The 23,066-nt window shown below is 69.8% G+C and carries 19 protein-coding genes and 1 tRNA gene; 1 reads left to right on the plus strand and 19 read right to left on the minus strand.

Features of this window, described 5'->3' with window-relative positions:
• Positions 1-404: 404 nt before the first annotated feature.
• From VK923_02240 to VK923_02300, 13 genes are all read right to left on the minus strand, one after another.
• A tRNA-Glu gene (locus VK923_02240) sits at positions 405-477 on the minus strand.
• 45 nt (positions 478-522) lie between these two features.
• Positions 523-2,055 carry an apolipoprotein N-acyltransferase gene (lnt, locus tag VK923_02245; GenBank protein HSJ43487.1) on the minus strand — a complete coding sequence of 511 codons (1,533 nt, stop codon included), beginning with the start codon at positions 2,053-2,055 and terminating at the stop codon, positions 523-525.
• 76 nt (positions 2,056-2,131) lie between these two features.
• Complete coding sequence (locus tag VK923_02250; GenBank protein HSJ43488.1) at positions 2,132-2,587, minus strand: hypothetical protein; 456 nt, start codon at positions 2,585-2,587, stop codon at positions 2,132-2,134.
• Positions 2,588-3,068: 481 nt separating this feature from the next.
• A complete protein-coding gene (locus VK923_02255; protein ID HSJ43489.1) occupies positions 3,069-4,595 on the minus strand; it encodes an amidohydrolase family protein in 1,527 nt (508 codons plus the stop codon).
• A complete protein-coding gene (locus VK923_02260; GenBank protein HSJ43490.1) occupies positions 4,592-5,251 on the minus strand; it encodes a ribonuclease H in 660 nt (219 codons plus the stop codon). The genes VK923_02255 and VK923_02260 overlap by 4 nt, the downstream gene beginning before the upstream one ends.
• Before the next feature lie 4 nt (positions 5,252-5,255).
• On the minus strand, positions 5,256-6,386 hold the full coding sequence (locus VK923_02265; GenBank protein HSJ43491.1) for an acyl-CoA dehydrogenase family protein: 1,131 nt from the start codon (positions 6,384-6,386) through the stop codon (positions 5,256-5,258).
• Positions 6,387-7,358 carry a diacylglycerol kinase family protein gene (locus VK923_02270; protein HSJ43492.1) on the minus strand — a complete coding sequence of 324 codons (972 nt, stop codon included), beginning with the start codon at positions 7,356-7,358 and terminating at the stop codon, positions 6,387-6,389.
• Between the two features lie 91 nt (positions 7,359-7,449).
• Complete coding sequence (locus VK923_02275) at positions 7,450-10,119, minus strand: DEAD/DEAH box helicase (protein HSJ43493.1); 2,670 nt, start codon at positions 10,117-10,119, stop codon at positions 7,450-7,452.
• Between the two features lie 6 nt (positions 10,120-10,125).
• The gene (gene tatC, locus VK923_02280; protein ID HSJ43494.1) at positions 10,126-10,935 is read right to left on the minus strand and encodes a twin-arginine translocase subunit TatC; all 810 of its coding nucleotides are present in this window, start codon (positions 10,933-10,935) and stop codon (positions 10,126-10,128) included.
• Between the two features lie 24 nt (positions 10,936-10,959).
• Positions 10,960-11,157, minus strand: coding sequence for a twin-arginine translocase TatA/TatE family subunit (locus VK923_02285; GenBank protein ID HSJ43495.1), 198 nt, complete (start codon positions 11,155-11,157; stop codon positions 10,960-10,962).
• A 43-nt stretch (positions 11,158-11,200) separates the two neighbouring features.
• The gene (locus VK923_02290; GenBank protein HSJ43496.1) at positions 11,201-11,479 is read right to left on the minus strand and encodes a hypothetical protein; all 279 of its coding nucleotides are present in this window, start codon (positions 11,477-11,479) and stop codon (positions 11,201-11,203) included.
• Positions 11,479-12,252, minus strand: coding sequence for a slipin family protein (locus VK923_02295; protein ID HSJ43497.1), 774 nt, complete (start codon positions 12,250-12,252; stop codon positions 11,479-11,481). Before VK923_02295 ends, VK923_02290 begins: the two co-directional genes overlap by 1 nt.
• Entirely contained in the window at positions 12,249-13,568 is a 1,320-nt protein-coding gene (locus VK923_02300) for a nodulation protein NfeD (GenBank protein HSJ43498.1), read from the minus strand. The genes VK923_02295 and VK923_02300 overlap by 4 nt, the downstream gene beginning before the upstream one ends.
• Positions 13,569-14,601: 1,033 nt before the next feature.
• Between VK923_02300 and VK923_02305 the strand changes: the two genes are divergently transcribed.
• Positions 14,602-17,253, plus strand: a complete 2,652-nt coding sequence (locus tag VK923_02305; protein ID HSJ43499.1) for a transglycosylase domain-containing protein — start codon at positions 14,602-14,604, stop codon at positions 17,251-17,253.
• Between the two features lie 28 nt (positions 17,254-17,281).
• Here VK923_02305 and pafA read toward each other — a convergent pair whose 3' ends face one another.
• The 6 genes from pafA to VK923_02335 form a co-directional block, all read right to left on the minus strand.
• Positions 17,282-18,637 (minus strand): Pup--protein ligase, encoded by a 1,356-nt coding sequence (gene pafA / locus VK923_02310; GenBank protein ID HSJ43500.1) that lies wholly within the window; start codon positions 18,635-18,637, stop codon positions 17,282-17,284.
• 227 nt (positions 18,638-18,864) lie between these two features.
• On the minus strand, positions 18,865-19,533 hold the full coding sequence (gene prcA / locus VK923_02315) for a proteasome subunit alpha (protein ID HSJ43501.1): 669 nt from the start codon (positions 19,531-19,533) through the stop codon (positions 18,865-18,867).
• Between the two features lie 9 nt (positions 19,534-19,542).
• Positions 19,543-20,367 carry a proteasome subunit beta gene (gene prcB / locus VK923_02320; protein ID HSJ43502.1) on the minus strand — a complete coding sequence of 275 codons (825 nt, stop codon included), beginning with the start codon at positions 20,365-20,367 and terminating at the stop codon, positions 19,543-19,545.
• A 101-nt stretch (positions 20,368-20,468) separates the two neighbouring features.
• Entirely contained in the window at positions 20,469-20,657 is a 189-nt protein-coding gene (locus tag VK923_02325) for a ubiquitin-like protein Pup (GenBank protein ID HSJ43503.1), read from the minus strand.
• Positions 20,658-20,752: 95 nt separating this feature from the next.
• The gene (gene dop, locus VK923_02330) at positions 20,753-22,246 is read right to left on the minus strand and encodes a depupylase/deamidase Dop (GenBank protein HSJ43504.1); all 1,494 of its coding nucleotides are present in this window, start codon (positions 22,244-22,246) and stop codon (positions 20,753-20,755) included.
• A 271-nt stretch (positions 22,247-22,517) separates the two neighbouring features.
• A partial coding sequence (locus tag VK923_02335; protein ID HSJ43505.1) for a hypothetical protein occupies positions 22,518-23,066 on the minus strand: 549 nt, incomplete at its 5' end.

The following is a 23,066-nucleotide window of genomic DNA, read 5'->3' on the forward strand; positions in this document are numbered from 1 at the left end:
CACGACGCCCCCGAGCGCGAGTTGGTGAGTCATGCGTCCTCGAACGGCGCGAAGACCGTCGACCCTGCGCGCAATAGGCATCGTCCAGTCCCAACGGACATTCTCGTATGACGTCGGGTCCGGTCCGCAGTGCAGGAGCCACTCATCGCAAGCGTAGATCCAGTGGAGTGCCTCCGACAGCGGCACAAGCGGCCCATGGACCTGGCTGCACCTACCTGAACCTGCGCGTAGACGTTCGACTGCCTGGAGCAGTCCAGCGCGGCCGAGTCGGGTCTCGTCTGCTGCGCCATCGTGGGCCATGATGCCGTCCTTCCTGCCTTGACTGTCGGCCGCGATACGGCCCAGATACGGCCCAGAGGCTCAGCCCAAACGGGCTTCACTCGCGTTCTCGCTGGTCAGAGGGGTGCTCCCGACGGGATTCGAACCCGCGCTGCCGGCTTGAAAGGCCGGTATCCTGGGCCGCTAGATGACGGGAGCCTGCAGGTCGCGCCCGAGCCTATCCAGCGGCACCTGCCGACGCCATCATCGCGTGACGGGATCGACGCGGTGATCGCGCCCCGTTGCGTCGTCGGCTGCGCGCTCCGGGCGTGCCGTCCGTGCGCGGCGCCGGGCTGCCAACAGCGCCGTGATCAGCACGACCGCGCCAAGAGTGATGACGCCGAGGTCGCCGACCACCGCGTACGGCGTCAAGCCAGCGCGCAACGGCACCCGACCCGTGATCTGATCGGCACGAAACAGCGCCGCGGCCGCGTCCGTCTGCCCTGACGGGTCGATCAGCGCCGACTTTCCGGTGGTCGCCGCGAGGATCATCGGCTTCTGATGCTCCGCCGTCCGCAGCTTCGCGATCGACAGCAACTGTTCGGAGACCGCGCTCCTGCCGTAGCTCGCGACCGTCGTCAGCGTCGCCAGCGCGTTGGCGTCGCCAGCGACCGCACGGACCGCGCGCGCGAACGTCACCTCCCACGACACGACCGTGCCGAGCCGTGCGGTCGCGCCTTCAGTCCGCAGCACGACAGGTGAGGTGTCGTCGCCGGCTTCGAGGTCGGACGGCACGAGCCTGCCGACGTCGGAGATGCCGCCGAGGACGTCGCGCAGTGGCACGTACTCGCCGAACGGCACCGGCATGCGCTTGGCATAACCGTCCAACGCAGTGCCGTCGTCGTCGAACAGCGCTGCCCACCGGAGGAAGCGCCCAGGCGCCGTCGGGGTCCCGACACCTGCGAGCACGGGCGCCGGCAGCTTGCCGATCCTGTCGACGAGCGCTGCACCGGCTGCCGTGCGCGTCTCGGCGCTCGGCAGCGCGTCCTCGCCCCACACCACCAGATCGGGCGTGGTGTCCAGCGCGGCCGTGCGGTCGACGTAGGCCTGCGTCAGGCTGTCGATGTAACCGGGGCAGTCGGCGGCGAACGCGCCCGGACACGGGTCGTCGACCTGGACGACGGCGACGGTCAGCTCACCGTCGGGGCGGGTCCATCCGATGGATCCGAGACCCGCGGTCGCGACGAGGACAGCCATGGCGACCGCCAGCGGCAGCCACCGTCCGCGTTGGCTGACGAGCACGACGAGTGCGGCGGCGATGGCGGCCAACAGGCCGGTCGTGCCGAGCGCGCCCACGATCGCCGGCGCCTGCCGGACCGGCAGGTTGGTCGCGGCCATGCTCAGTTGCCCCCATTCGAACCCGGTGAGGGGCACGCGTGCGCGCGACGCCTCGACCAGGACCCAGGTCGCTGCACCGGTGACCACCCACCAGCCGGGACGCAGCCGTGCGGTCGCCGCGGCCACCGCACCGATGACCGCCCAGAACACACCCTGCACGATTGGGAGCACGACACCTGCGACCGGATCGAGCGCGAGCATCCAGTGCAGCGCGGTGAAGGAGAACGTCTGGCCGTATGCCAGGCCGCACAGAGCCCCCCGCCGGGCCGTAACGGCCGATGCGGCGGCCCACAGCCCCAGGGCGGGGCCGATCACGACGAAGGGCCACCACGCGGCAGGGGCGAAGGCCAGCGACGTGATCGCGCCAGCGACGACGGCCGCGGCGACGAGCAGCGGCATTCGCGGATGAGCGGGAGTGACGGGCCCTGACAATGCCGTGGCGGTGGGGCTCAGGCCGCGAGAGCGGCCCGGCCGCTCACGCGCAGTCCAGGCAGATCATCGCGTCGGCGTCGGCCAGCTGTGGGCGCCGCTTGACAAGGAAGCACGACCGGCATGTGAACTCGCCCTCGCCGGGGGGCGCGTCGCCCGAGTCGTCCGGCCGCTTCCGCGGCGAGGCGACGGTCGTCTCGCTGTCGGGGCCCAGCAGGACCTCGAGCGTCTCCTCGTCCTCCTCGTCATCGTCGTCATCGAGGTCGACCACATCGTCGTCCTCGTCCTCGTCGGCTGCAGCGTCCTCGGCGCCCGGGTCCTCCTCGTCGTCCTCGTCCTCGACGTCGCCCTCGACGGCATCGTCGACGACATCGTCGTAGTCGTCGTCCTCGTAGTCATCGACGTCCGCCTCATCGTCGAGGACCTCGAGGTCGAGGTCCTCGTCGTCATCGACGAGCTCGTCGTCGAGATCGATGTCGTCCTCGTACTGATCTGTCGCCATGCTGCTCCCGTCCGGACCGCGCCGGGGTCGAGTTGTCGTCCGGCGGAGCCGGTCCGCCGCCTACCTCGCGGAGCCGAGCTCCGCCACCGTGTTGCGTCGTGTGCCGGGGTTATAGGTCGCGGATGGCTATGCTGCAACGTATGGACACGGATTCCTCGCTCCGGCGGGATCCGTGGAGCCAGCCGGAGGCCCCAGAGCGCATTCTCCTGGCCCGTTGGTGGGTGCGCGGCCGTTGGCACCACCCGGCGGCCGAACGGGCCTGGCAGCGCGGCATTCTCTCCTGAGTTACTGCGGTCAACCACCATCATCGGCCATGGTCGACACGTTGGCGCGACAACACACCACGACCCTGGCACTCCGGCGCCGGGCACGGCACGTCGTGCATCTGTCGTGGCCTTGAGGTCTGCCGAACCCTCGCGCGATACGGCGCTGACCTGCGAAGACACGGTGAACCTGTAGGTCAGCGCCGTGCAACACTACTCTAGGAATATTCGGTACTACTACTAGTCACAAACCCGCCGACCATCGTCATGAGGCACCGTGGCGGGGTGTCCAACGCCCCCGCCATGGGATCGCCGTCCCAGACCGCCAGATCCGCGCGATACCCCGGGCGCAGCGGCCCCACGCCCTCCTGACGGGCGACGTGGCGCCCGCCGAGCGTTGCGGCCGTCAACGCCGTGCGCCGGCTGATCGAGTAGCCGCCACGGTGCGCGGTGGCCGCAAGCACGCCGGCCCACGGAGCCATGGGCGTCACGGTCGAGTCCGAGCCGAACGCCATGCTGCACCCGGCCGCGACGAAGTCCGAGAACGGGTTGCTCACCACCGCCGCGTCACGACCGAAGCGGCTCGCGTACAGCCCTGACGGACCGCCCCACAAGGCGTCGAACGCCGGCTGCACGCTCGCCACGATCCCCAGCCGCGCCATACGCTGCACGTGGCCGGCGCGGGGCAGCTCGACGTGTTCGATGCGGTGGCGGCAGTCGCGCGCCGCCGTCCGGCCCACCTCGGCGGCGGCCCGCTCGACACCCGCGACGGCCTGTTCGATCGCTTCGTCACCGATCGCGTGTACGCCGCCGCCGACACCGGCGCGCGTGCAACGCACGAAGAAGTTGACGACCTCTGAATCGCTGAAGAAGAGCCCGCCGAGGTCGGGGCCGTCGCGGTAGCCACCCGACACCGCGGCGGTCCGTGAGCCGATCGCGCCGTCGAGGAAGAGATCGCCACCCGGTTGCAGGCGATGTGTCAGGGCCACCGAGGGGTCGATGTCAGCCCACCACGCGAGGACCTCGACCGGCCAGTCCCCCGTGGACCACGCGACCGCGTCGTCGAGCGACGACAGTGCGCGGTTGCCCATCTCGTGCATGCACGTGATGCCCACCTGGGCCGCGTGCCTCGCCGCCGCCTGTCGCGCACGGGACCGTCGCGCGTCCGGCAGCAGGTCCCAGATGCGCGTGCGTGCGCGACCGGCGGCGGCCTCGCGCAGCCACCCGGTCGGACGGCCCGCGTCGTCGCGGTCGATGTCGTCGCCGTGACCGTCGACCAGCGCCAGCGTCCGTGGGTCCACGAGACAGCTGTGCCCGTCGATGCGGTCCAGCAGCACGCGACGCCCTGGCGCCGCCGAGGCGAGCTGCTCCGCCGACGGCGGCACGGCGATCGGCCAGCCGTGCTCCTCCCAGCCGCTGCCGACGATCGGGTCGTCGTCACGGTCCGCGGCGTACGCCTTCACGCGGTCCACGACGTCGTCGGCACTCATCGACGACGACAGGTCGACACCGTCGAGCTTTAGGCCCGTGGCCGTGCCGTGCACGTGCGCGTCAACGAACCCGGGGGTGATCCACGCACCGGCCAATGCGATCGTCTCGTCGACCGGAGGAGCCTGGCGCGGGTCGGTCCCGACCCACACGATGCGACGATCCTCCCAGACCAGCACCCGCGCGTCAGAGGGCTCCGGGAGGTGCATGCCGTCGACCACGATCCGCTGCCGCCGTGGCCGGTCCAGGTCGTTCATCGTCGTCGTGGGTCCCGCCTGTACGCGACCGAGAGCGCATCCGCGTACTCGTTCCACCGCGAGCCGTCGTGCGCCCTGATCCAGCGCAACGTCAGCTCGGGACGGGCGCGCGCCCGCTCGTAGAGGGCCTGGACGAGGTCGAGGTTCTTGACCGGTCCTGACCGGCGTCGCCAGTTGTTGCGCGCCCACCCGTCGGCCCACTCGTTGATCATCTTCACACAGTAGTTGCTGTCGCTGTAGACAGTGGTGACCTCGCCCTCGGGCACGAGGTCGTAGCCCGCGATCAGCGCGGTGAGCTCCATGCGGTTGTTGGTCGTGTCCGGGTCGTGCCCGTGCGCCTGGTCGATGATCTCGTCGTCGCGCACATAGACCGCACCCCATCCGCCGGGTCCCGGGTTGGGGTCGGCGCTGCCGTCCGTGAACACGCCCGAGCGCGGGCCTGCCGTGAACGTCTCGAGGACCTCTTCGGGTGTCAGCTGGCCCTCGGCGGCGCCACGACGGGTGGCCGAGCCACGCGCGCCCTGCGGACGGCCGGAGCGATCGTTCGCGTGGCAGGCGCGACAACGGGTCGGCGTCCACCCCGGGTACCGTTCACGCAGCCGCTCGGGCACGTCGAACTCCGTGCCACACTCGCTGCACGTCGCCGTCGCAGCCACCGGGTCACCTTTCGTCGTCCTCGTCGAGATCGCCGACGACCTCACCCACCAACGCCCGTCGAGCGGCGTTGTCGCCGCCGTCGACCAGGTGCAGTGCCGCCGCCTCGCGACGGTAGCGGTCGACGACGCCGGCGGCCGGACCAGCAACGTCGGGGATGCGCGCAGTGCGCTCGGTGACCTCGATCGCGGTCCGGGTCGCCACGATCCGGGCCATCGCCGCCAGCGCGGCGACCGGACGACCGGCGTCGTCGGCGACCGCGGCGCGCTCGCACAGCGCATCGGCCGCCTCGACCGCGGCCGCGAGGTCTGCGATCGTGTCCGCGACGTCGGACCGCCCGTTCCCCGGCGACCCGTCGCGTCCCGAGACGCGCACGCCGGTCAACGCCGCCTGCAGGGCGGCTCTGGCCAGTCCCACGGCGCACGCCGCGACACCGATGTGGGCGAGGTCGACCGCATCGGCGGCGATGCGTCCGCCGTCGCCCTCCGCCCCGAGACGGTGGTCAGCGGACACGCGCACGTCACGGCATGTCAGTGGACCGGCCGCCGCGCCGCGGATGGTCGCATCGGACCCGGACAGGGAACAGTCCAGGCCGGCGGCGTCGGCCGCGACGAGCAGCATCGTTCCCCCGTCGCCCGCACGGTCCGACAGCCCACCGAGCAGCACGTAGCAGTCGGCCTGGCCTGCATGGGCGACGTCAGCCAGCGCACCGTTGAGGACGTACCCGTCGCCGTCGCGGGTGAGCTGGATCGACGGCGCTGCGGTCGGGACCGCCAGCGCGTGGGCCGCGAGCCACTCTCCCGCGATCAGCTGCGGCAGGACCGCGTGACGCAGCGACGGGGAGGCGTGGTCGGCGACGATGCGGGTGGCCAGCAGGTGCACCCACGTGCCCAGTCCAACGGCGAGGAACGCCTGGCTCAGCTCAGCCAGCACCTGGCAGACGACGGTCGTCGGCTGACCGAGCCCACCGTCGTCGGACGAGAACGGCAGACCGAGCAGGTCGAGCTCGGCGAGCAACGCGAACAGCTCCGCGGGGAAGGCGTCGCCCGGCACCTGGTGCTGCGCCCGCGGCGCGATCTGCCGGCGCGACACCTCACGCACCAGCTGCAGCAGCGCCCGCTGTTGGTTGGTCGGCATCTAGATCTTCAGGTAGAGGGTCCGCTTGAGGATGCTGAACCGCGCGGGCGTCGTCCCGAGCACCTCACCGTCGGCCTCGACGAGCAGCGGTTCCTCTGTTGTGATGCCGCATGTCGCCGACTGATACTCCACGATCTGCGGATGTGGCAGGTGCTCGCCGGCATACAGCTGCGTGGTGAGCATGAACACCTGGCTGCGGCCGCCAGTGAAGGCCAGGACGCTGAACCTGCCGTCCTGCGGGATCGCCCGCGGGGCGACCTTCATGCCACCGCCGAAGAACTGCCCGTTGGCCACTACCAGTTCCACCAGCTCGAGGTCGCGCGTCGTGAAGTCGACGCTCAGCTGTGCGGGCGTTCGCGAGATCGCCGTGATCGACGCCCATGCGGCCAGCAGGTAGCGCACGCGCCCGAACCACCGCGGCAGCTTCTCCGCACGCCGGACGACCTCGGCGCCGTAGCCGGCCTCGGCGACGTTGGCGAACAACCGCTCCGCCCGCTGCCCGTCGACGCCCGCGTACTCGATCACGCCGACGTCGATCGGCATCGTGTGTGTGGTCAGCAGGTGCCGCGCGACAACCGCGACGGGACGGTCGAGGCCGAAGTTGCGGACGAAGTCGGACCCACTGCCCGCGCCGCACACGCCGAGTACGGCGTCGGCTGCCACCGGCGCCCGCCGCTCGAACATCCCGTTGACAACGTAATGGACGGTGCCGTCGCCACCGACGGCGATCAGATACCGCAGCCCGGCGTCGAGTGCCTCACGGGCGAGCACCGCGCCGTCGTCGATGGTGCGGGTCTGCACGACGTCGAACTCCAGGCCGCCCTCCGTCAAGGCGGCGGTCAGCTCGGGCAGGACTCCGCGGACGTTGCCGTTGCCGGCGCGCGGGTTGACTATCAGCCGCGCCGGCCCAGGACCGCCGGCCAGTGGCGCCACCGGCCGGTCGGCGGCGGTGGGCTCGTCGGTCCGGGTCATGCTGGCAGGATGGCAGGTCGCGACGCCGCGCGCATCTCCGCCTGTGGGGCTCAGGCGCCGGTGGTGACCGCCGACGGCGCGCGAGACCGCTTCACGCTGCCGCCACGACTCCACGCCACAGCTGGTCGGCGACCCGCCGCGCGCGCGTGCCGAGGGGAGCGTCGGCATACGCCACGCCGAGCTGGCGGCACAGGTCGACGATCTGCCGAACGCCGCGCACGAGATCGCCCCCGGTCAGCGCCGTGCCGGTGAGCACGTCGTCCAGGTCGTCGCCCTGCGCCCACTGCCAGACCTGGGCGGCGAGGCCGGCATCGGGTGCGCGGGTCGGGTCGAGGCCCGCGGACCGCTCCCGGTCTGCGAGCTGCTCCCAGACCTGCCCGACGCGGCCCACCCGCACCTCGACGGTCGGGGACGGGTACCAGACCGGCGGCGCGTCCCGTGCGCGCGTCTCGTGGGTGAACACGCTGATCACGGCGGCGAGGTCCGGCCCGTCGAGATCGTCGAGCATGCCCGACCGCACGCACTCCGCCAGCAGCAGGTCGGCGTCGGCATACAGCTTGGCCAGGCGCAGGCCGTCCGGGGTGGGGCGCGGCGAGCTCGGCGCACCCTCGAGGTACCCGAGCTCGGTCAGGACCGAGACGATCCGCCGCAGCTCGCGTGCCAGCGACCCCGTCCTGCGGTCGACGTCGTGCTGCAGCGCACGGGTGGCGCGGTCCAGCTCGTCGTAGCGTGAGGCCCAGCGTTCGATCTCGGCACGTCCGTCGTCCGCGTGGACCGGATGGTCGCGAACAGCGGCCTGCAGCTGCTCGATCCGCGCGGCACGTGCAGCCTCGGCGGTCGTGTGGTCGGCATCACCGGGAGTCGGCGGCGCGGTGCCGGCCAGCGCCTCGGCCACCGAGCGCCGGTACGACGACTGACGGGGACCTCCCGAGGGTGGCAGGTCGATCCGGCCGACGACGACAGGCGGGCGTTGGTAGTGCTGCGGGTGCAGCCTGATGAGCCGCCTGTCGTCGGTCACGACCTGCGCCCGTGCGCTGCCCGCCGTCCCCACGACCGCACCCACGCCGTCGTCGGCGAGGGTGACGACGTCGCCCTCGGCCAGTCCCTCGAGCACGTCGAGCACCGCGCGCCGACGCTCCTGGCGGCGCTGCTTCGCACCTGACCGCTCCAGGTCACGCAGCTCTCTGCGCAGGGCGAGGTACTCGTCGACGTCGCCGCTGTCGGAGACCAGGTGCTCGGCATAGCCGGCGAGGGCTTCACGGTTCTCGGCGATCTTCTCGGTGGACCGCGCGACAGCCGCCGTCGCCTGGTACTGAGCGAAGGACTGCGCGAGCAGCGCTTCGGACTCGTCGAGCGTGCGGCGGCGCAGCAGGTTGACGGCCATGTTGTAGGTCGGCGTGAAGCTGGAGCGCAGCGGCTCGACACGCTGGCCGACCAGCGCGGCCACCGCCGGGAACTGGATCTGGCGCTGGTAGCTGACCACGACGTGGCCGATGATGTCCAGCCCGCGCCGTCCCGCCCTCCCCGTCAGCTGCGCGAACTGGCCCGGCGTCAGCAGCTCGTGCTGCTGGCCGTCCCACTTCTCGAGCTGCTCGATCGCGACGGTCCGCGCCGGCATGTTGATGCCGAGCGCGAGGGTCTCGGTCGCGAAGCACACCTTGACCAGGCCGCGCACGAACAGCGCCTCGACCAGTTCCTTGAGCACGGGCACCATCCCGGCGTGGTGGCAGGCGATACCATGCTCAAGGGCGTCCGACAGCCAGTCGAAGCCCAGCGCCTGCAGATCACGGGCGTCGGTCTCGGCGGTCAGCTCGGCACTGAGCCTGCGGACCTCCGCGCGCTCCTCGTCGGTCGTCAGCCGGACGCCGTCCCCGACGAGGTGGCCGACCGCCTGGTCACACCCGGCCCGGCTGAAGACGAACACGATCGCAGGCAGCCAGTCGCGCCGGGCGAGCTGCTCGACCAGCTCGCTGCGCCGTGGCGGCCGGAGGCGCACACCGGCGTACCCCCCTCGCCGGCCACGCGCCCGGCGCTGCCGCGCCGCCTGCCGTTCCAGCATGACCACGTCCGGGTTGGGCACACCGACGCCCGCCCGGCGCCCCACCGAGCGCGTTTCCGTGGACCGTCCGCGCCCACCCCTGAACATCGGGTGCAGGTCGCGGCCGATCGCATAGTGGTGGTCCAGGGGCACCGGCCGCTGCTCCGAGATCACGACCTCACACTGCAGCCGCACGTCGCTCAACCACGCACCGAACTCCTCGGCGTTGGACACCGTCCCCGACAGGCACGCCAGCTGGACGGCGGCAGGCAGCTGGATGATGACCTCCTCCCACACCGCGCCGCGCTCGCGATCGGCCAGGTAGTGCACCTCGTCGAGGACCACAGACCGCAGCCCACCGAGCGTGGCCGACTGCTCGTAGAGCATGTTGCGCAGCACCTCGGTCGTCATCACCACGATCGGCGCCTCGCCGTTGATGCTGCGATCGCCCGTCAGCAGGCCGACACGAGCGGCGCCGTACCGCGCGGACAGGTCGGCGTACTTCTGGTTCGACAGCGCCTTGATCGGCGTCGTGTAGAAGCACTTGCCGCCGTCGCGGAGCGCCGACCACGTCGCGAACTCGCCGATTACGGTCTTGCCCGACCCGGTCGGGGCGGCCACCAGGACGGACCGGCCCGCCTCGAGCGCTTCGATGCCGGCGACCTGGAAGTCGTCGAACGCAAAGCCGTAGGCCGCGGCGAACCCGGCGGGCACTGCTGTCATCGCGGGCTATGCCGCCTGCGAGCGCCGGCGTTCGACCATGCGCGCGAAGACGATGTTGCACTCGAAGAACAGCACGAGCGGCAGCGCCATGACGAGCATCGTGAATGGGTCCTGCGTGGGCGTGATGATCGCGGCCAGGACGAAGGCGCCGAAGACCGCGTGCCGACGGTAGCGACGCAGGGTCGAGGCCGTCACGGCACCGGCCAGCGTCAACATGGCGACGACCAGCGGCGCGAGGAACGACAGTCCGAAGCCGAGCATCGTCTTGAGCAGGAATGTGATGTACTCGTCGGCGTCGAACAGAGACACGACGTTGTCGCCGGCGAACCCGACGAGAAACTGCAGGCCCCGCGGGATGATGAGGTAGGCGAAGACACCCCCCGCTGCGAACAGCGTGAAGGTGAGCACGACGAACGGCAGCGCGTAGCGGCGTTCGTTCACGTGCAGGCCGGGCGTGATGAATCGCCACAGCTGGTAGGCGACGGGCGGCGCGGCGAGGACCACCGCGAGTACCGCTGCCGCCTTGATCGTCACAAAGAACTCGCCGAGGGGGCTGGTCACGATCAGCGCGCACTCGTCGGCGTCGAAGACCTGCGACCCGGCACGCAGGGAGGCGGGCAGGTCGCAGTAGGGACCGATGAGGACCTCGAACAGCAGGTTGCGGAACGCGAACCCCACCACGAAGGCCAGCAGGATGGCCAGCGCCGCCTTGAACAGGCGGGACCGCAGCTCCTCCAGGTGCTCGACGAGCGTCATCTGCCCGTCGAAGCCGTCGTCCGGCGCGCTCGCGCCGGAGCGTGGTGCGATCCGCGTCACGGCATCTGTGTCTGCAGGGTGCGTCTAGGTCTGGTCGCGAGCGGTTGAGCCATCCTCGGTCGTGACGTGCTCCTCGTCCTCACTGGCCTCGTCGATGCCGCGCTTGAAGTTCTTGATGCCCTTGCCGACGGAGCTGCCCAGCTCCGGCAGCTTCTTCGCGCCGAACAGCAAAACGAAGATCAGGAGCACGATGATCAGCTCTGGTCCGCCAAGGTTCGGCATCTCCAGCCCCTTCAATCGGTTTCTGGCGCGCGTCTCGCGCGCCTCATGCAGTGTAGCCGTCGTCCCCCGTGGACCCTGGCTTTGCGCTCGACCGCCGCTGCGCTGTCAGGTCGGCCACGCTCGCCTGCAGTTGCGCCAGCTCGAGGCTGGCCACCTGCCCCGCCTCGTTGAGCTCGTCTAGCACAGGCTGCAGCCACCGTTGCGTGTTGTCGACGGCCAGGCGCAGGTCACCGACGGCGGTGAGCAGCCGTAGGACGCCGACGACCACGGCCGCCAGGAGCATGATGGCCACGGCCACCACCAGGACGACGATCGCACCCATCAGCGTGCTGGCCCCGGCAGTCCACGGCCGGCGTCGAGGAAGCGCAGCAGCTCGACCGGGATCGGCAGCACAAGGGTGGAGTTCTGCTCGGACGCGATCTCGCTCATCGTCGACAGCAGGCGCAGCTGCATCGCCGCGGGATGTGCCTCGAGGTCGCGGGCGGCCTCGCTGAGCGTCAGCGCGGCCTCCTTCTCGCCCTGCGCGTTGATGACCTTCGCGCGGCGCTCGCGTTCGGCCTCCGCCTGACGGGCCATCGCTCGGCGCATGTTGGGATCGAGCTCGACGTCCTTCACCTCGACGCTGGTGACCTTGACACCCCAGGGGTTGGTCTCCTCGTCGATCACGCTCTGCAGCCGGCTGTTGATCTCGTCCCGGTTGATGAGCAGCTCGTCGAGGTCGGCCTGGCCGATGATGCTGCGCAACGTGGTCTGGGCGATCTGGGAGGTGGCGAACCTGTAGTCCTGTACGTCGACGATAGCCTTGACGGGTTCGACGACCCGGTAGTAGGCGACGGCGTTTACCTGCACGGTCACGTTGTCGCGGGTGATGATGTCCTGCGGTTCGATGTCCTCGGTGATGACCTGCATGTTGACCCTCGTCATCTGCTCGACCAGCGGGATCACGAAGAACAGGCCCGGTCCCCGCGCGCCGACCACGCGCCCCAACCGGAAGATCACGCCGCGCTCGTACTCCGGGATGATCTTCATGCCGTTGACGAGGATGACGGCGGCGACCACGAGCACGAACAGCAGCAGGAAGGTCCACGTGCTCATCGGCGCCGCCAGTCGTCGTCGGTCGGTTCGACGAGCAGTGTAAGGCCGTGGCGATCAAGAATTCGTACCAGCATCCCCTTCTCCAACGGGGGTTCGTCGGTCCGCACGTGCCACCGTTCGCCGTTGACCATCGCCTGACCCTGGTCGCCGTTGGCCACGACCACCTCGACCACCTCGTCGAGCATCTGCTCGTCGTCGAGTCGGTACGGCATGGCCTGGGCGTTGCGCGCCGCGACGGCCAGCGCCGTGCTCGCGATGAGGATCGCGCCGGCGACGCCTATCAGCACGGGCTGAGAGATCGCCAGTCCGGAGGCGTCGTCGAAGAGGAACAGGCCGGCAATGACGAGGGCGACCGACCCGCCGGCTGCCATCACGCCGGTGCCGGGCACGAACAGCTCCCCGATGAACAGTGCGGCTGCCAGGAGCAGCAGCAGCAGCCCGACCGCCGTCGTCGGCAACAGCGACAGCGAGAACCCGGCGAGCAGGAGAAGGATGACACCGGTGATGCCCCCGGCCCCGATCCCCGGGTTCGCGAACTCGATGAGAAGCGCGAGGGTGCCGAGCGCCAGCAGCACGAACGTCAGGTTCGGATCGACAACACGCTCGAGCAGTGAGCTGGTGAAGCCTCGTTCCAGCTCCTCGATCGGTGCGCCCGCGAGCGCGAGCGTCTCCCTGCTGCCGTCACCGAGCACGACCGAGGTGCCGTCAACCTGCGCCAGCAGCGTCAGGCGGTTGGGTGCGACGAGGTCGATCACGCCAAGTTCGAACGCCTCGGTGGCCGTGATCGACTCGCCGGCCACGACGCTGCGTCGCGCGAAGCCGACGTCACGTCCGCGCGCTTCGGCGACGGCCTCGGCGTAGGACGCCGTGTCGTTGACAATCTTGTCGCCCACCGCTCCCCCGTCGATCGTTACCGGGGTCGCCGCGCCGATCGTCGTCGTGGGCGCCATCGCCGCGACGTTGCCGCTCAGCACGATCAGCGTGCCCGCTGACGCCGCGCGCGCCCCGTTCGGTGTGACGTAGGTCAGGATCGGCACCTGCGCGTTGAGGAAGCGCTGGACGACCTCGCGCATCGACGTGACCAGGCCGCCGGGCGTGTCGACCTCGACCAGCAGTGCGGCGGCATCGCGTTCCTCGGCCTCGTCCGCGGCGGCGATCAGCACGTTTGCCGTCACAGGCGACAGCGCACCGGCCAGGCGTGTTACGAGCACGGGCGGCTGCGAGGTCGGCACCGACGCCCCGGCGGGGACGAGGGCGAGGGCGAGGAGCGGCAACACGATGCAGCACAGGCCGAGTGCCCACCGCCGGCCGTCCATCGCCTACCGCTTCATCTGCCTGGTCCATGTCGGGCGGTCGGTCACCGCACCGGTGGATCACACGTCGCATCCACGGGCTCCACGGTATCCCGGAACGCGCCTCGACGGCGTCACCTGCGGTAGCACTCGACCCTCAGCAGCTCGACCACCGCGGTGGAGCCATCCGTCGTCCCGCAACAGGTCGTGGAAGTCGAGCAGATCGTCGTAGGTGAGGGGGTGCTGCGGACCACGGATCTCCTTCGATCGACGTGAGCTCCACCTCGTCGGGTCTCAGGCCGACCTCCCGCAGGTCGAGCACGGCGGGGATGGTGGTCATCGCCTCTCCAGTTCTTGGTCGTGGACGCGGTGCCGCAGGGGTGTCGGCGGCTGATGAGTCCAACGAACTGCCCGCACACGCCTTCAGAGTCCGCCGACAAGCTGTCCCCGCTCGTTGGAACGCAGCGAGCTCGGGGGCTGCGTCACGACGTGGGGTCCGCCCACCCCGATCAGTCACATTGGTGGAACTTGCCAGCTGTCCGAACGCCGACATGCGTCTAGGCTTCACTGGGAACGGGGGGTTGACGTCTATGCTGCAGGCGGACAGATCGACGAACGTGACATGAGTCAGACCGCTCCATCCGATCGCGACACCGCAGCGTCCGGCGACACCGACCGGGCTGGCGAAGCGAGTGCAGAATCGAGCGGGACACCGTGGAAGCAGGCCGTCGCCGCGGTCACGTCGACCGTCGCCGACGCCGCCGTGGACGCTGTGACGATCGTTGGCGACGCGGCCCGCATACTGACGTCACGGTCGGGTGAGGCCGACGCGAAGGCGCCGACCTCGCGGACCCGGCTACGTCCGTCGTCGAACCGGGGCGGCACGGACGCCACCTCCCCGTCCGGCAACGGACGTAGCCGACGGACGCGGGAGCAGCCGACCAGGCCGTCCGACCAGCGGCGCGTGCGCAGGCGAACCACCACCGCGTCGCCGACGTCGACGGCGGTCGGCTCGCGCACGCGCGCGAACAGCGCAGCCTCCGCCGGCACGGCGTCCGTGGCGGCCTCCGATGCATCGGCGCACGCCCGCACGCCGGTCGACGACGGCGGGACGTCGCCTACGGACCGCGCCGACGGCGACCGGACCACCACGCCCGACACCCCACCGCCCACGGACCGCGCCGACGGCGACCGGACCACCACGCCCGACACCCCACCGCCCACGGACCGTGCCGACGGCGACCGGACCACCACGCCCGACACCGCGACGTCTCACGGTGCCGCTGCACCCGGCACGACCGGCCCAGCGACAGGCACGGCGACCCGGAGCCGTCGGCCGGTCCCCACCGTCGACGACCGCGGTGCGGCACCCGCAGCTGCGGCCACCGCGCTCGGGCAGCCGCTGCGCCGGACCGGCACGCCGGGTCGACAGACCCGCACGGCGGCATGGCTGCCCCCACTGCGCCACCGTCGGGAGACCGACCGCCCCTGGCTGGTGCGTGCTGGGATGTTCGCCGTCGTCAGCGTCGCGGGTCTGGCCGCGATCGTCGTGGCGGCCGTCGCCCTTGTGCCCAGGGCGATCGCGTACGCGTCGGAGTCCGCCGACGCCGAGCTGATCGTGCCGGGCGATGCGGCGTTCGACCCGCTCGCCCAACGCACGCGCGTGCTCTACGCCGACGGCAGCCTGCTTGCGATCCTCCACGGCGAGGAGGACCGCACCCGTGTGAGCCTGGACAAGATGCCCGACCACGCCTGGCAGGCCGTCGTCGCCGCCGAGGACAGGAAGTTCTTCGAGCACGGCGGCTACGATCCCGCAGGCATCGGGCGCGCGCTGTTCGCCAACATGCAGGCGGGCAGCGTGTCCCAGGGTGGCTCCACCATCTCCCAACAGGTCGCTCGGCTGAACTTCAAGGAGGTCGGGCTCGACCGCTCGATCGAGCGCAAGCTCAAGGAGGTCGCCTACGCGGTCGCGCTCGAGAAGCGGTTCACCAAGGAGGAGATCCTCGACCGCTACGTCAACCAGGTGTACTTCGGCTCCGGGGCGTACGGGCTGCAGGCGGCCTCGGAGGAGTTCTTCGACACCAACGTCGTCAACATCACGCCTGACCAGGCCGCGCTGCTCGCGGGCCTGATCAGCTCGCCCAGCGCATACGACCCCCGTGACAATCGGGAGCGCGCGCGTCAGCAGCGCGACCACGTGCTCAACAGCATGGTCGAGGCAGGCTACCTCACGCCTGAGCAGGGCGAGAAGCACAAGGCCAAGAAGCTCGAGGTCGCGCCACCTCCGGAGGGCACCAACAAGCAGCCCTCGATCATCGAAGAGGTCATCCGCGACGTGAAGGCCAACCCCGTGTTCGGTGCCACCGTGCAGGAGCGCGAGGACAACCTGTTCAACGGCGGGCTGCGCATCGAGACGACGATCCGTCCGCGCCTGCAGAAGCTGGCGGAGCGCACCGTTGTCAGCCGCTTCGGTAAGTCCGGCAAGGGTGTGACGGCAGCGATCGCCGCGGTCGATCCCAGGACGGGGGCCATTAAGGCGGCCGCCTCGGCCAAGCGCCTCAACAAGCAGAACTTCAACGTGGCGATGCGCGGACGCCGCCAGCCAGGAAGTGCCTTCAAGCCCTTCGTCATGGCCGAGGCGCTCCGCCAGGGCTTCTCGCCGAACACGACACTGGAGGCCAACAGCCCGATGGTCTTCCCCCAGCGGTACGGACCGGCGTGGTCGGTCTCGAACTACGGTGGCGCGTCGTACGGCACCCTGGACATGGCCGCCGCGACCAAGAGCTCGGTCAACACCTACTTCGCCCAGCTCATCGAGCTGGTCGGCGTCGAGCGCGCCGTCGCCATGGCCGAGAAGCTCGGGCTCTCCCGCGAGGGCATCGGTGAGGAGGGCTTCTACGGCCCCGCGATCGTGCTCGGCGGTATGAACAAGGGCGCGACGCCGCTCGAGATGGCGTCGGCCTACGGTACGTTCGCCAACAACGGCGTCCACGTCGAGCCGTTCCTGATCAAGCAGGTCAAGCGCGGCAAGGAGGTTGTGTTCACGCAGGAGAGCCGTAAGAAGCAGGTGCTCCAGCCGGACGTGAACGCCGCGGCGCTGCGCATGCTGGAGGGCCCACCAAGCTCCGGCGGGACGGCTCCCATCGCCGACCTGCCGTCGTGGCCCGTCGCCGGCAAGACCGGCACCACCCAGTTGGCGACCGACGCCTGGTTCGTCGGCACAACGCCGGTGCTGTCGACCGCGGTGTGGGTCGGCTACAAGGACAGCCAGATCCGGATGTACGGCGCGACCGGTGGAGGGATGGCCGCACCCGTGTGGCGGCAGTACATGGATGCCGCACTGGCCAACCGCCAGCCCATGGACTTCCCCTCGGTGGACGAGGCGGAGTTCGTCGGCAGGACCGCCAACGTGCCGAACGTGATCGGACTCAGTGAGCAGAATGCACTGTCGAAGCTAGCGAAGAAGAAGCTGATCGGCCGCGCGCAGTACCAGGCGTCAGCGGCACCCGTCGGTTCGGTGTTGTGGGTCAGCCCGAGTGACACTGCGCAGGTCGGCACGACCGTCTACGTCGGCGTGTCGACCGGCGAGCCACCACCCCCACCGGAACCCGAGCCGGTGCCGCAGGAGAACAATCCGCAGCGCAAGAATCGTGACAAGCCGAACAACTCGGGCAACGGTGGCGGGGGTGGGCGCAACACCAACGCCTAGGCCGGCGGCGTCCGTCCGCTGTCGGTTGTCACATGCTGGCGATCAGCTTCGCGACACGGTCGTCGTCGGAGCGGAACGGGTCCTTGCACAGCACCGTCCGCTGGGCTTGGTCGTTCAGCTTCAGGTGGACCCAGTCGACCGTGAAGTCACGGCGCTTGCGCTTGGCCTGACGGATGAACTCGCCCCGCAATTTGGCTCGCGTCGTCTGTGGCGGCGTCCGCATCGCCGTCCTGATCTCGTCATCGTCGACGAGCCTGTCGACCTTGCTGCGTCGCTGCAGGAGGTAGTACAGCCCGCGGCCACGGTTGACGTCGTGGTACTGCAGGTCCAGCATCGCGACCCGCGGGTGTGACAACGGCAGGTCGTGACGACGGCGGTAGTCCTCTACGATGTGGTACTTGGCGACCCAGTCGCATTCACGGCTGAGCTTTAGCGGGTCGGTCTCGAGCGTGTCGAGCACCCGTGACCATTCCGCCACGACGCGGTCTGTGACCGGATCGCTCCCGCTGTGCTGCAGGAACCGCATGACCCGTTCCAGGTAGGCGCGCTGGATCTCCAGGGCGCTGAGCTCGCGCCCACCCTCGAGGCGGACGCGTCGGCGGCACGTCATGTCGTGACTGATCTCGCGGATCGCACGGATCGGGTTGTCCAGCGTGAGGTCCCGCATGACGGTGCCGGCCTCGATCATCCGCAGCACCAGGTCGGCGGTCGCGAGCTTGAGCCAGGTCGCGTACTCGCTCATGTTCGAGTCGCCGACGATGACGTGCAGGCGGCGGTACCGCTCGGCGTCCGCGTGCGGCTCGTCGCGACTGTTGATGATCGGACGGCTGCGCGTGGTCGCCGAGCTCAGGCCCTCCCAGATGTGCTCGGCCCGCTGTGCGATCGAGTACAGCGCGCCACGTGGCGTCTGGAGCACCTTGCCGGCGCCGGCATAGATCTGTCGGGACACCAGGAACGGGATCAGGGTGTCGGCGAGTTTCTGGAACTCGCCGACGCGGCTCACCAGGTAGTTCTCGTGGCTGCCGTAGGAGTTGCCGGCCGAGTCGGTGTTGTTCTTGAACAGGAAGATGGTCCCGGCGATGCCCTCCTCGTGGAGGCGCTGCTCGGCCTGTTCGACGAGCGACTCGAGGATCCGCTCCCCCGCCTTGTCGTGGGCGACCACCCCGGTGACGGTGTCGCACTCGGGCGTCGCGTACTCGGGGTGCGAGCCGACGTCGAGGTACAGCCGGGCACCGTTCTCGAGGAACACGTTCGACGAGCGACCCCAGCTGACGACGCGCCTGAACAGGTAGCGCGCGACCTCGTCGGGCGACAGGCGCCGCTGTCCTCGGAACGTGCAGGTGACCCCGTACTCCACTTCGATGCCGAAGATACGCCGATCCACGTTGCCCCTGTCGTCCGGCCTGCCCCTGTCGTCGGCAGGTGCCCGACGTGTGGGCACCTGCGGCATCAGCGACGGCGTCTGCAAGCGCCCAGTCTACGCGTCGTGACCCTGGCGTCGACGGTGTCGCAGAGGCGACCGGCGGGGTCAGACCGCCGCCGTGCCACATTTGCGGATGCCCACCGTACGCCGCACCAAGCGCCACCCTCGGTCGAAGCGGCTCCGTCGGGTCAGGTCAGGGCGGCAGCGACCTCGTCGACCGTCATGCGAAAGAACTTCCGCCGCCCACGGGTGCGATCGAGCCCCGCGACCTCGAGGCGGTCGGCGCTGATCTCCCGCTCCTCGACCGAGCTCAACGCCGCGTGCGCCGTGCGCAGCGCGGTCGCCCGGTCGGCGCCGTCCTCGAACCGCTCCGACAGCGCGGTCGAGATGGCGTCGGCCTGGCCACCAATGGCGACGAAGCCCTCTTCAACGCTGATCGATCCGTCGTAGAGGATGTGGAACAGATCGACCTCGGCGGGCAGCAGTTCGGCGACCAGCAGCTCGACCTCGAACGGCTTGGCGCTCTCGCTGAAGGCTGTCCCCAGTGCATTGGCGTAGGCGTTGGCCATGGACCGGCCAGTCACGTCCTGCCGCGCGTACTGGTAGCCGAGCACGTCGGCGAGCCGGATGCCCTGACGACGCAGCGACTCGAACTCGTTGTAGCGGCCGACCGCCGCGAACGCGAGGCGATCGTAGAGCTCGCTGACCTTGTACAGCGACGACGACGGGTTCTCGGCGACGAACAGCACGCCCTGGTCGTACACGACGCCGGTGACGGCGCGGCCGCGGGCGATCCCCTTCCGGGCGAAGTCCGCCCGGTCCTTCATCTGCTGCTCGGGTGAGACGTACGGGAACATCGTTACCTCTCACCCTTCCTCGTCGACCGGCGACATGCGCCGCTCGGCGATGATCTGCCGGACGCGTGCGGCCACGGTCTCGTCGTTGAGCTCGCGGTACCCGTCACCGTCGATCTGCGCCACGAGCGGGTAGATGCCCCGCACGACGTCGGGCCCGCCGGTCGCAGCGTCCTCGTCAGCGGCGTCCCACAGCGCCTCGATCGCGATGTCGAGCGCCCGTTCGGGCGACAGACCCGCTTCGTAGCGCGCCTTCAGCGACCCACGTGCGTCGCGACCGCCCGACCCGGTGGTGGCGAATCGCCGCTCCTCGTAGCGGCCACCGACGACGTCGTACTCGTAGATGCGCGGGACCTCCTGGGACACTTCGAACCCGGCGAACAGCGGCACGACGACCAGGCCCTGCATGGCCATCGGCAGGTTCCCCCGGATCAGCTGCGCCAGCTTGTTCGCCTTGCCCTCCAGCGACAGCGGTGCGCCCTCGACCTTCTCGTAGTGCTCGAGCTCGGTCGCCAGGATCTTGGCGAGCTCCATCGCCGGGCCCGCCGAGCCGGAGATGCCGACCGCCGACCAGTCGTCGGCAGGGAACACCTTGCGCATGTCCCGCTTCGAGATGATGTTGCCGGCCGTCGCGCGGCGGTCGCCGGCGATGATCACGCCACCGCTGTAGGTCAGCGCGACGATCGTTGTGCCGTCGACATGGTCGGGCACCGGCGGCTGAACACCACCACCACCACCACCACCGGTGCTGAAGAGCTCCGGGGCGACGCGACGCAACGTGCTGGTGAAGCTGATGGCAGAGGGATCGAACGGGGTGCTGTCGGGCGGCAGGGTCATCGGCTCGATTCCATCCGGGATCCCAGGTCAGGTCGTGCACGTCGCGTACGCGCGACGGTGCATGGTGGGGGTGACGATGCCGCGCCCGATCGGGCGACGGCTCACTGACCGCCCTTCTGCACGTAGTTGCGCACGAACTCCTCGGCGTTCTCCTCGAGCACCTCGTCGATCTCGTCGAGCAGCTCGTCGACGTCGGAGGTGTCGACCTCCTCGGCGACGTGCTCCTCAGTAGTGACCTCTTCGGTCTCCTCGGCGCTCCGCTGGCCTCGGACCTGTCCACCGTCACTCATGGATGGCACCTCACGCGCGGGGGTTCGTTGCAGCGAGTCTAGCCCTGGTGCGTGCCGGTCGGAACGATCGATCCCGGTGTCCGCGCAACCCCGGCTCAGCCCTGGAGCGCCTCGATGAGCTGCGCGGCGGTGTCACAGCGCGCGATCAGGTCTTCGGTCATGGCCCTGTTGCCCCTGCCGGGATCCATCATCGGCACCCGCTGCAACGTGTCCCTGCCGACGTCGAAGATGATTGCGTCCCAGCCGGCGGCCGTGACCGACGACCGGAACTTGTCCAGGCAACGGCCGCGAAACCACGCGCGCGTGTCCTCGGGCGGCATGGTCATCGCGCGGCGCACCTCGTCCTCGGAGACCAGCAGCTCGCACCGCCCCTTCGCCAGAAGATGGTTGTACAGACCCTTGTCGCGGCGGACGTCGTGGTACTGCACGTCGATCAGCTGCAGGCGGGGGTGATCCCACGACAGCCCGTCACGGTCGGCGTAGCGCCGCAGCAGCTGGTGCTTGGTCACCCAGTCGACAACGCCGTCGAGCTGCATCGGGTCGTCCTCGAGCGCTGTCAGCACCCGCTCCCACGTGGCGAGCACGTCGCCGGTCCAGTCGGGGGTCTCGCGTGTCTCGTGGTACTTGCGCGCGTGCTCGAGGTAGTACCACTGCAGCTCCACGCCCGAGATGCGACGACCGTCCTTCAGCCCGACCGTCCGCGTGCACGTCAGGTCGTGTGACAGCTCGTGCAGCGCGGCGACCGGCTTGGCCAGCGTGGGCGGGTCCGAGAGGAACCCGTCCTCGATCATCGACAGCACGATCGCGCACGAGCCGAGCTTGAGGTAGGTGCAGACCTCGCTCATGTTGGCGTCGCCGATGATCACGTGGAGCCGGCGGAACCGCTCGGGGTCGGCGTGCGGCTCGTCGCGGGTGTTGACGATCGGGCGCTTGAGCGTGGTTTCCAGTCCGACCTCGACCTCGAAGAAGTCCGCACGCTGGGTGATCTGGTACGGCACGTCGTCGAGGCCGAACTCGTTGCCGATGCGGCCGGCGCCGACCATCAGCTGCCGGCTGACGAAGAACGGGACGATCTGGCGTACCAGCGCGCCGAACGGCACGTGCCGGTCGACGATGTAGTTCTCGTGCATGCCGTAGGCTGCGCCCTTGCCGTCGGTGTTGTTCTTGGTGATGACGATGCGCGAAGAGCCGTGGCCCTCGGCCAAGAGCGGCTCGGCGCGGCGGGCCGCCTCCTCGAGGACCCGCTCCCCCGCCTTGTCCCAGATCACCACGTCACGGGGGTTCGAGCACTCGGGCGACGAGTACTCCGGGTGGGCGTGGTCGACGTAGAAGCGCGCGCCGTTGGTCAGGATCGAGTTCGCCAGGCCGATGTCGTCGCTGGGTGGTGCGTCGGGGGTGCCGGGCTGAGTGAAGCCACGCGCGTCTCGCAGCGGGTTCTCCTCCTCGTAGTCCCAGCGTGCGCGCGGGTGGCCGTCGGCGGTGTAGGCGTTGACGACCATCGACGAGGCCAGCACCGGGTTGAACTCGGGACGTCCGACCACGGTGATGCCGTACTCGGTCTCGGTCCCCATGTACCTCGTGAGCGCCATCGGCCGATCCTTCCTGCGCGATCGTGACGACACGACCATCAGCCAGCCTAGGCTCCCACCACCCTGCCCGCGTCGCACTGCCCTCCTTACACCACCCGACGTTCGCTATACCACCTTCTCTCGCGAACGTCGGGGTGGTGGCGATTCTTCGGCCTGTGCTCGAAGTTCGCGGAGACCCCAGACGTTCGCATCTCCACCTTCGCCGGGGTCTCGACGGCGTAGGCGACGGCGGCCGCCGGGATCCCGACGGCCGCCGTGGTGATGGAGTCTGCTAGAGGTACTGGCCGGTGTTGATGCTCTCGATGGCCTTGCTCATGCCCTCGTCCTCCTCGGACACCAGCGTGCGCACGTAGACGATGCGCTCGCCCTTCTTGCCCGAGATCCGCGCCCAGTCGTCGGGGTTGGTGGTGTTGGGCAGGTCCTCGTTCTCCTTGAACTCGTCGCGGATGGCGTTGAGCAGGTCCTCCTCACGGAGGCCCTTCTGCCCCTCGTCGAGGAACCGGTTGATGGCCATCTTCTTGGCGCGGGCAACGACGTTCTCGATCATCGCGCCCGAGTTGAAGTCCTTGAAGTACAGGACCTCCTTGTCGCCGTTGGCGTAGGTGACCTCGAGGAACTGGTTCATCTGGTCGACGGCGTACATGCGCCGACACGTCTCGCTGACCAGCCATGCGACGGCCTCGAGCTCACCGTCGAACTGCTTGACCAGGTCGGGGTGCAGCGGCAGGCCCGCATGCAGGTAGATCGGGAAGATCTCGCGCGCCGCGGTCTCGTCGGGACGATCGATCTTGATCTTCACGTCCAGGCGACCAGGCCGCAA

It is taken from the genome of Euzebyales bacterium (assembly GCA_035461305.1).
Taxonomy (GTDB): domain Bacteria; phylum Actinomycetota; class Nitriliruptoria; order Euzebyales; family JAHELV01; genus JAHELV01.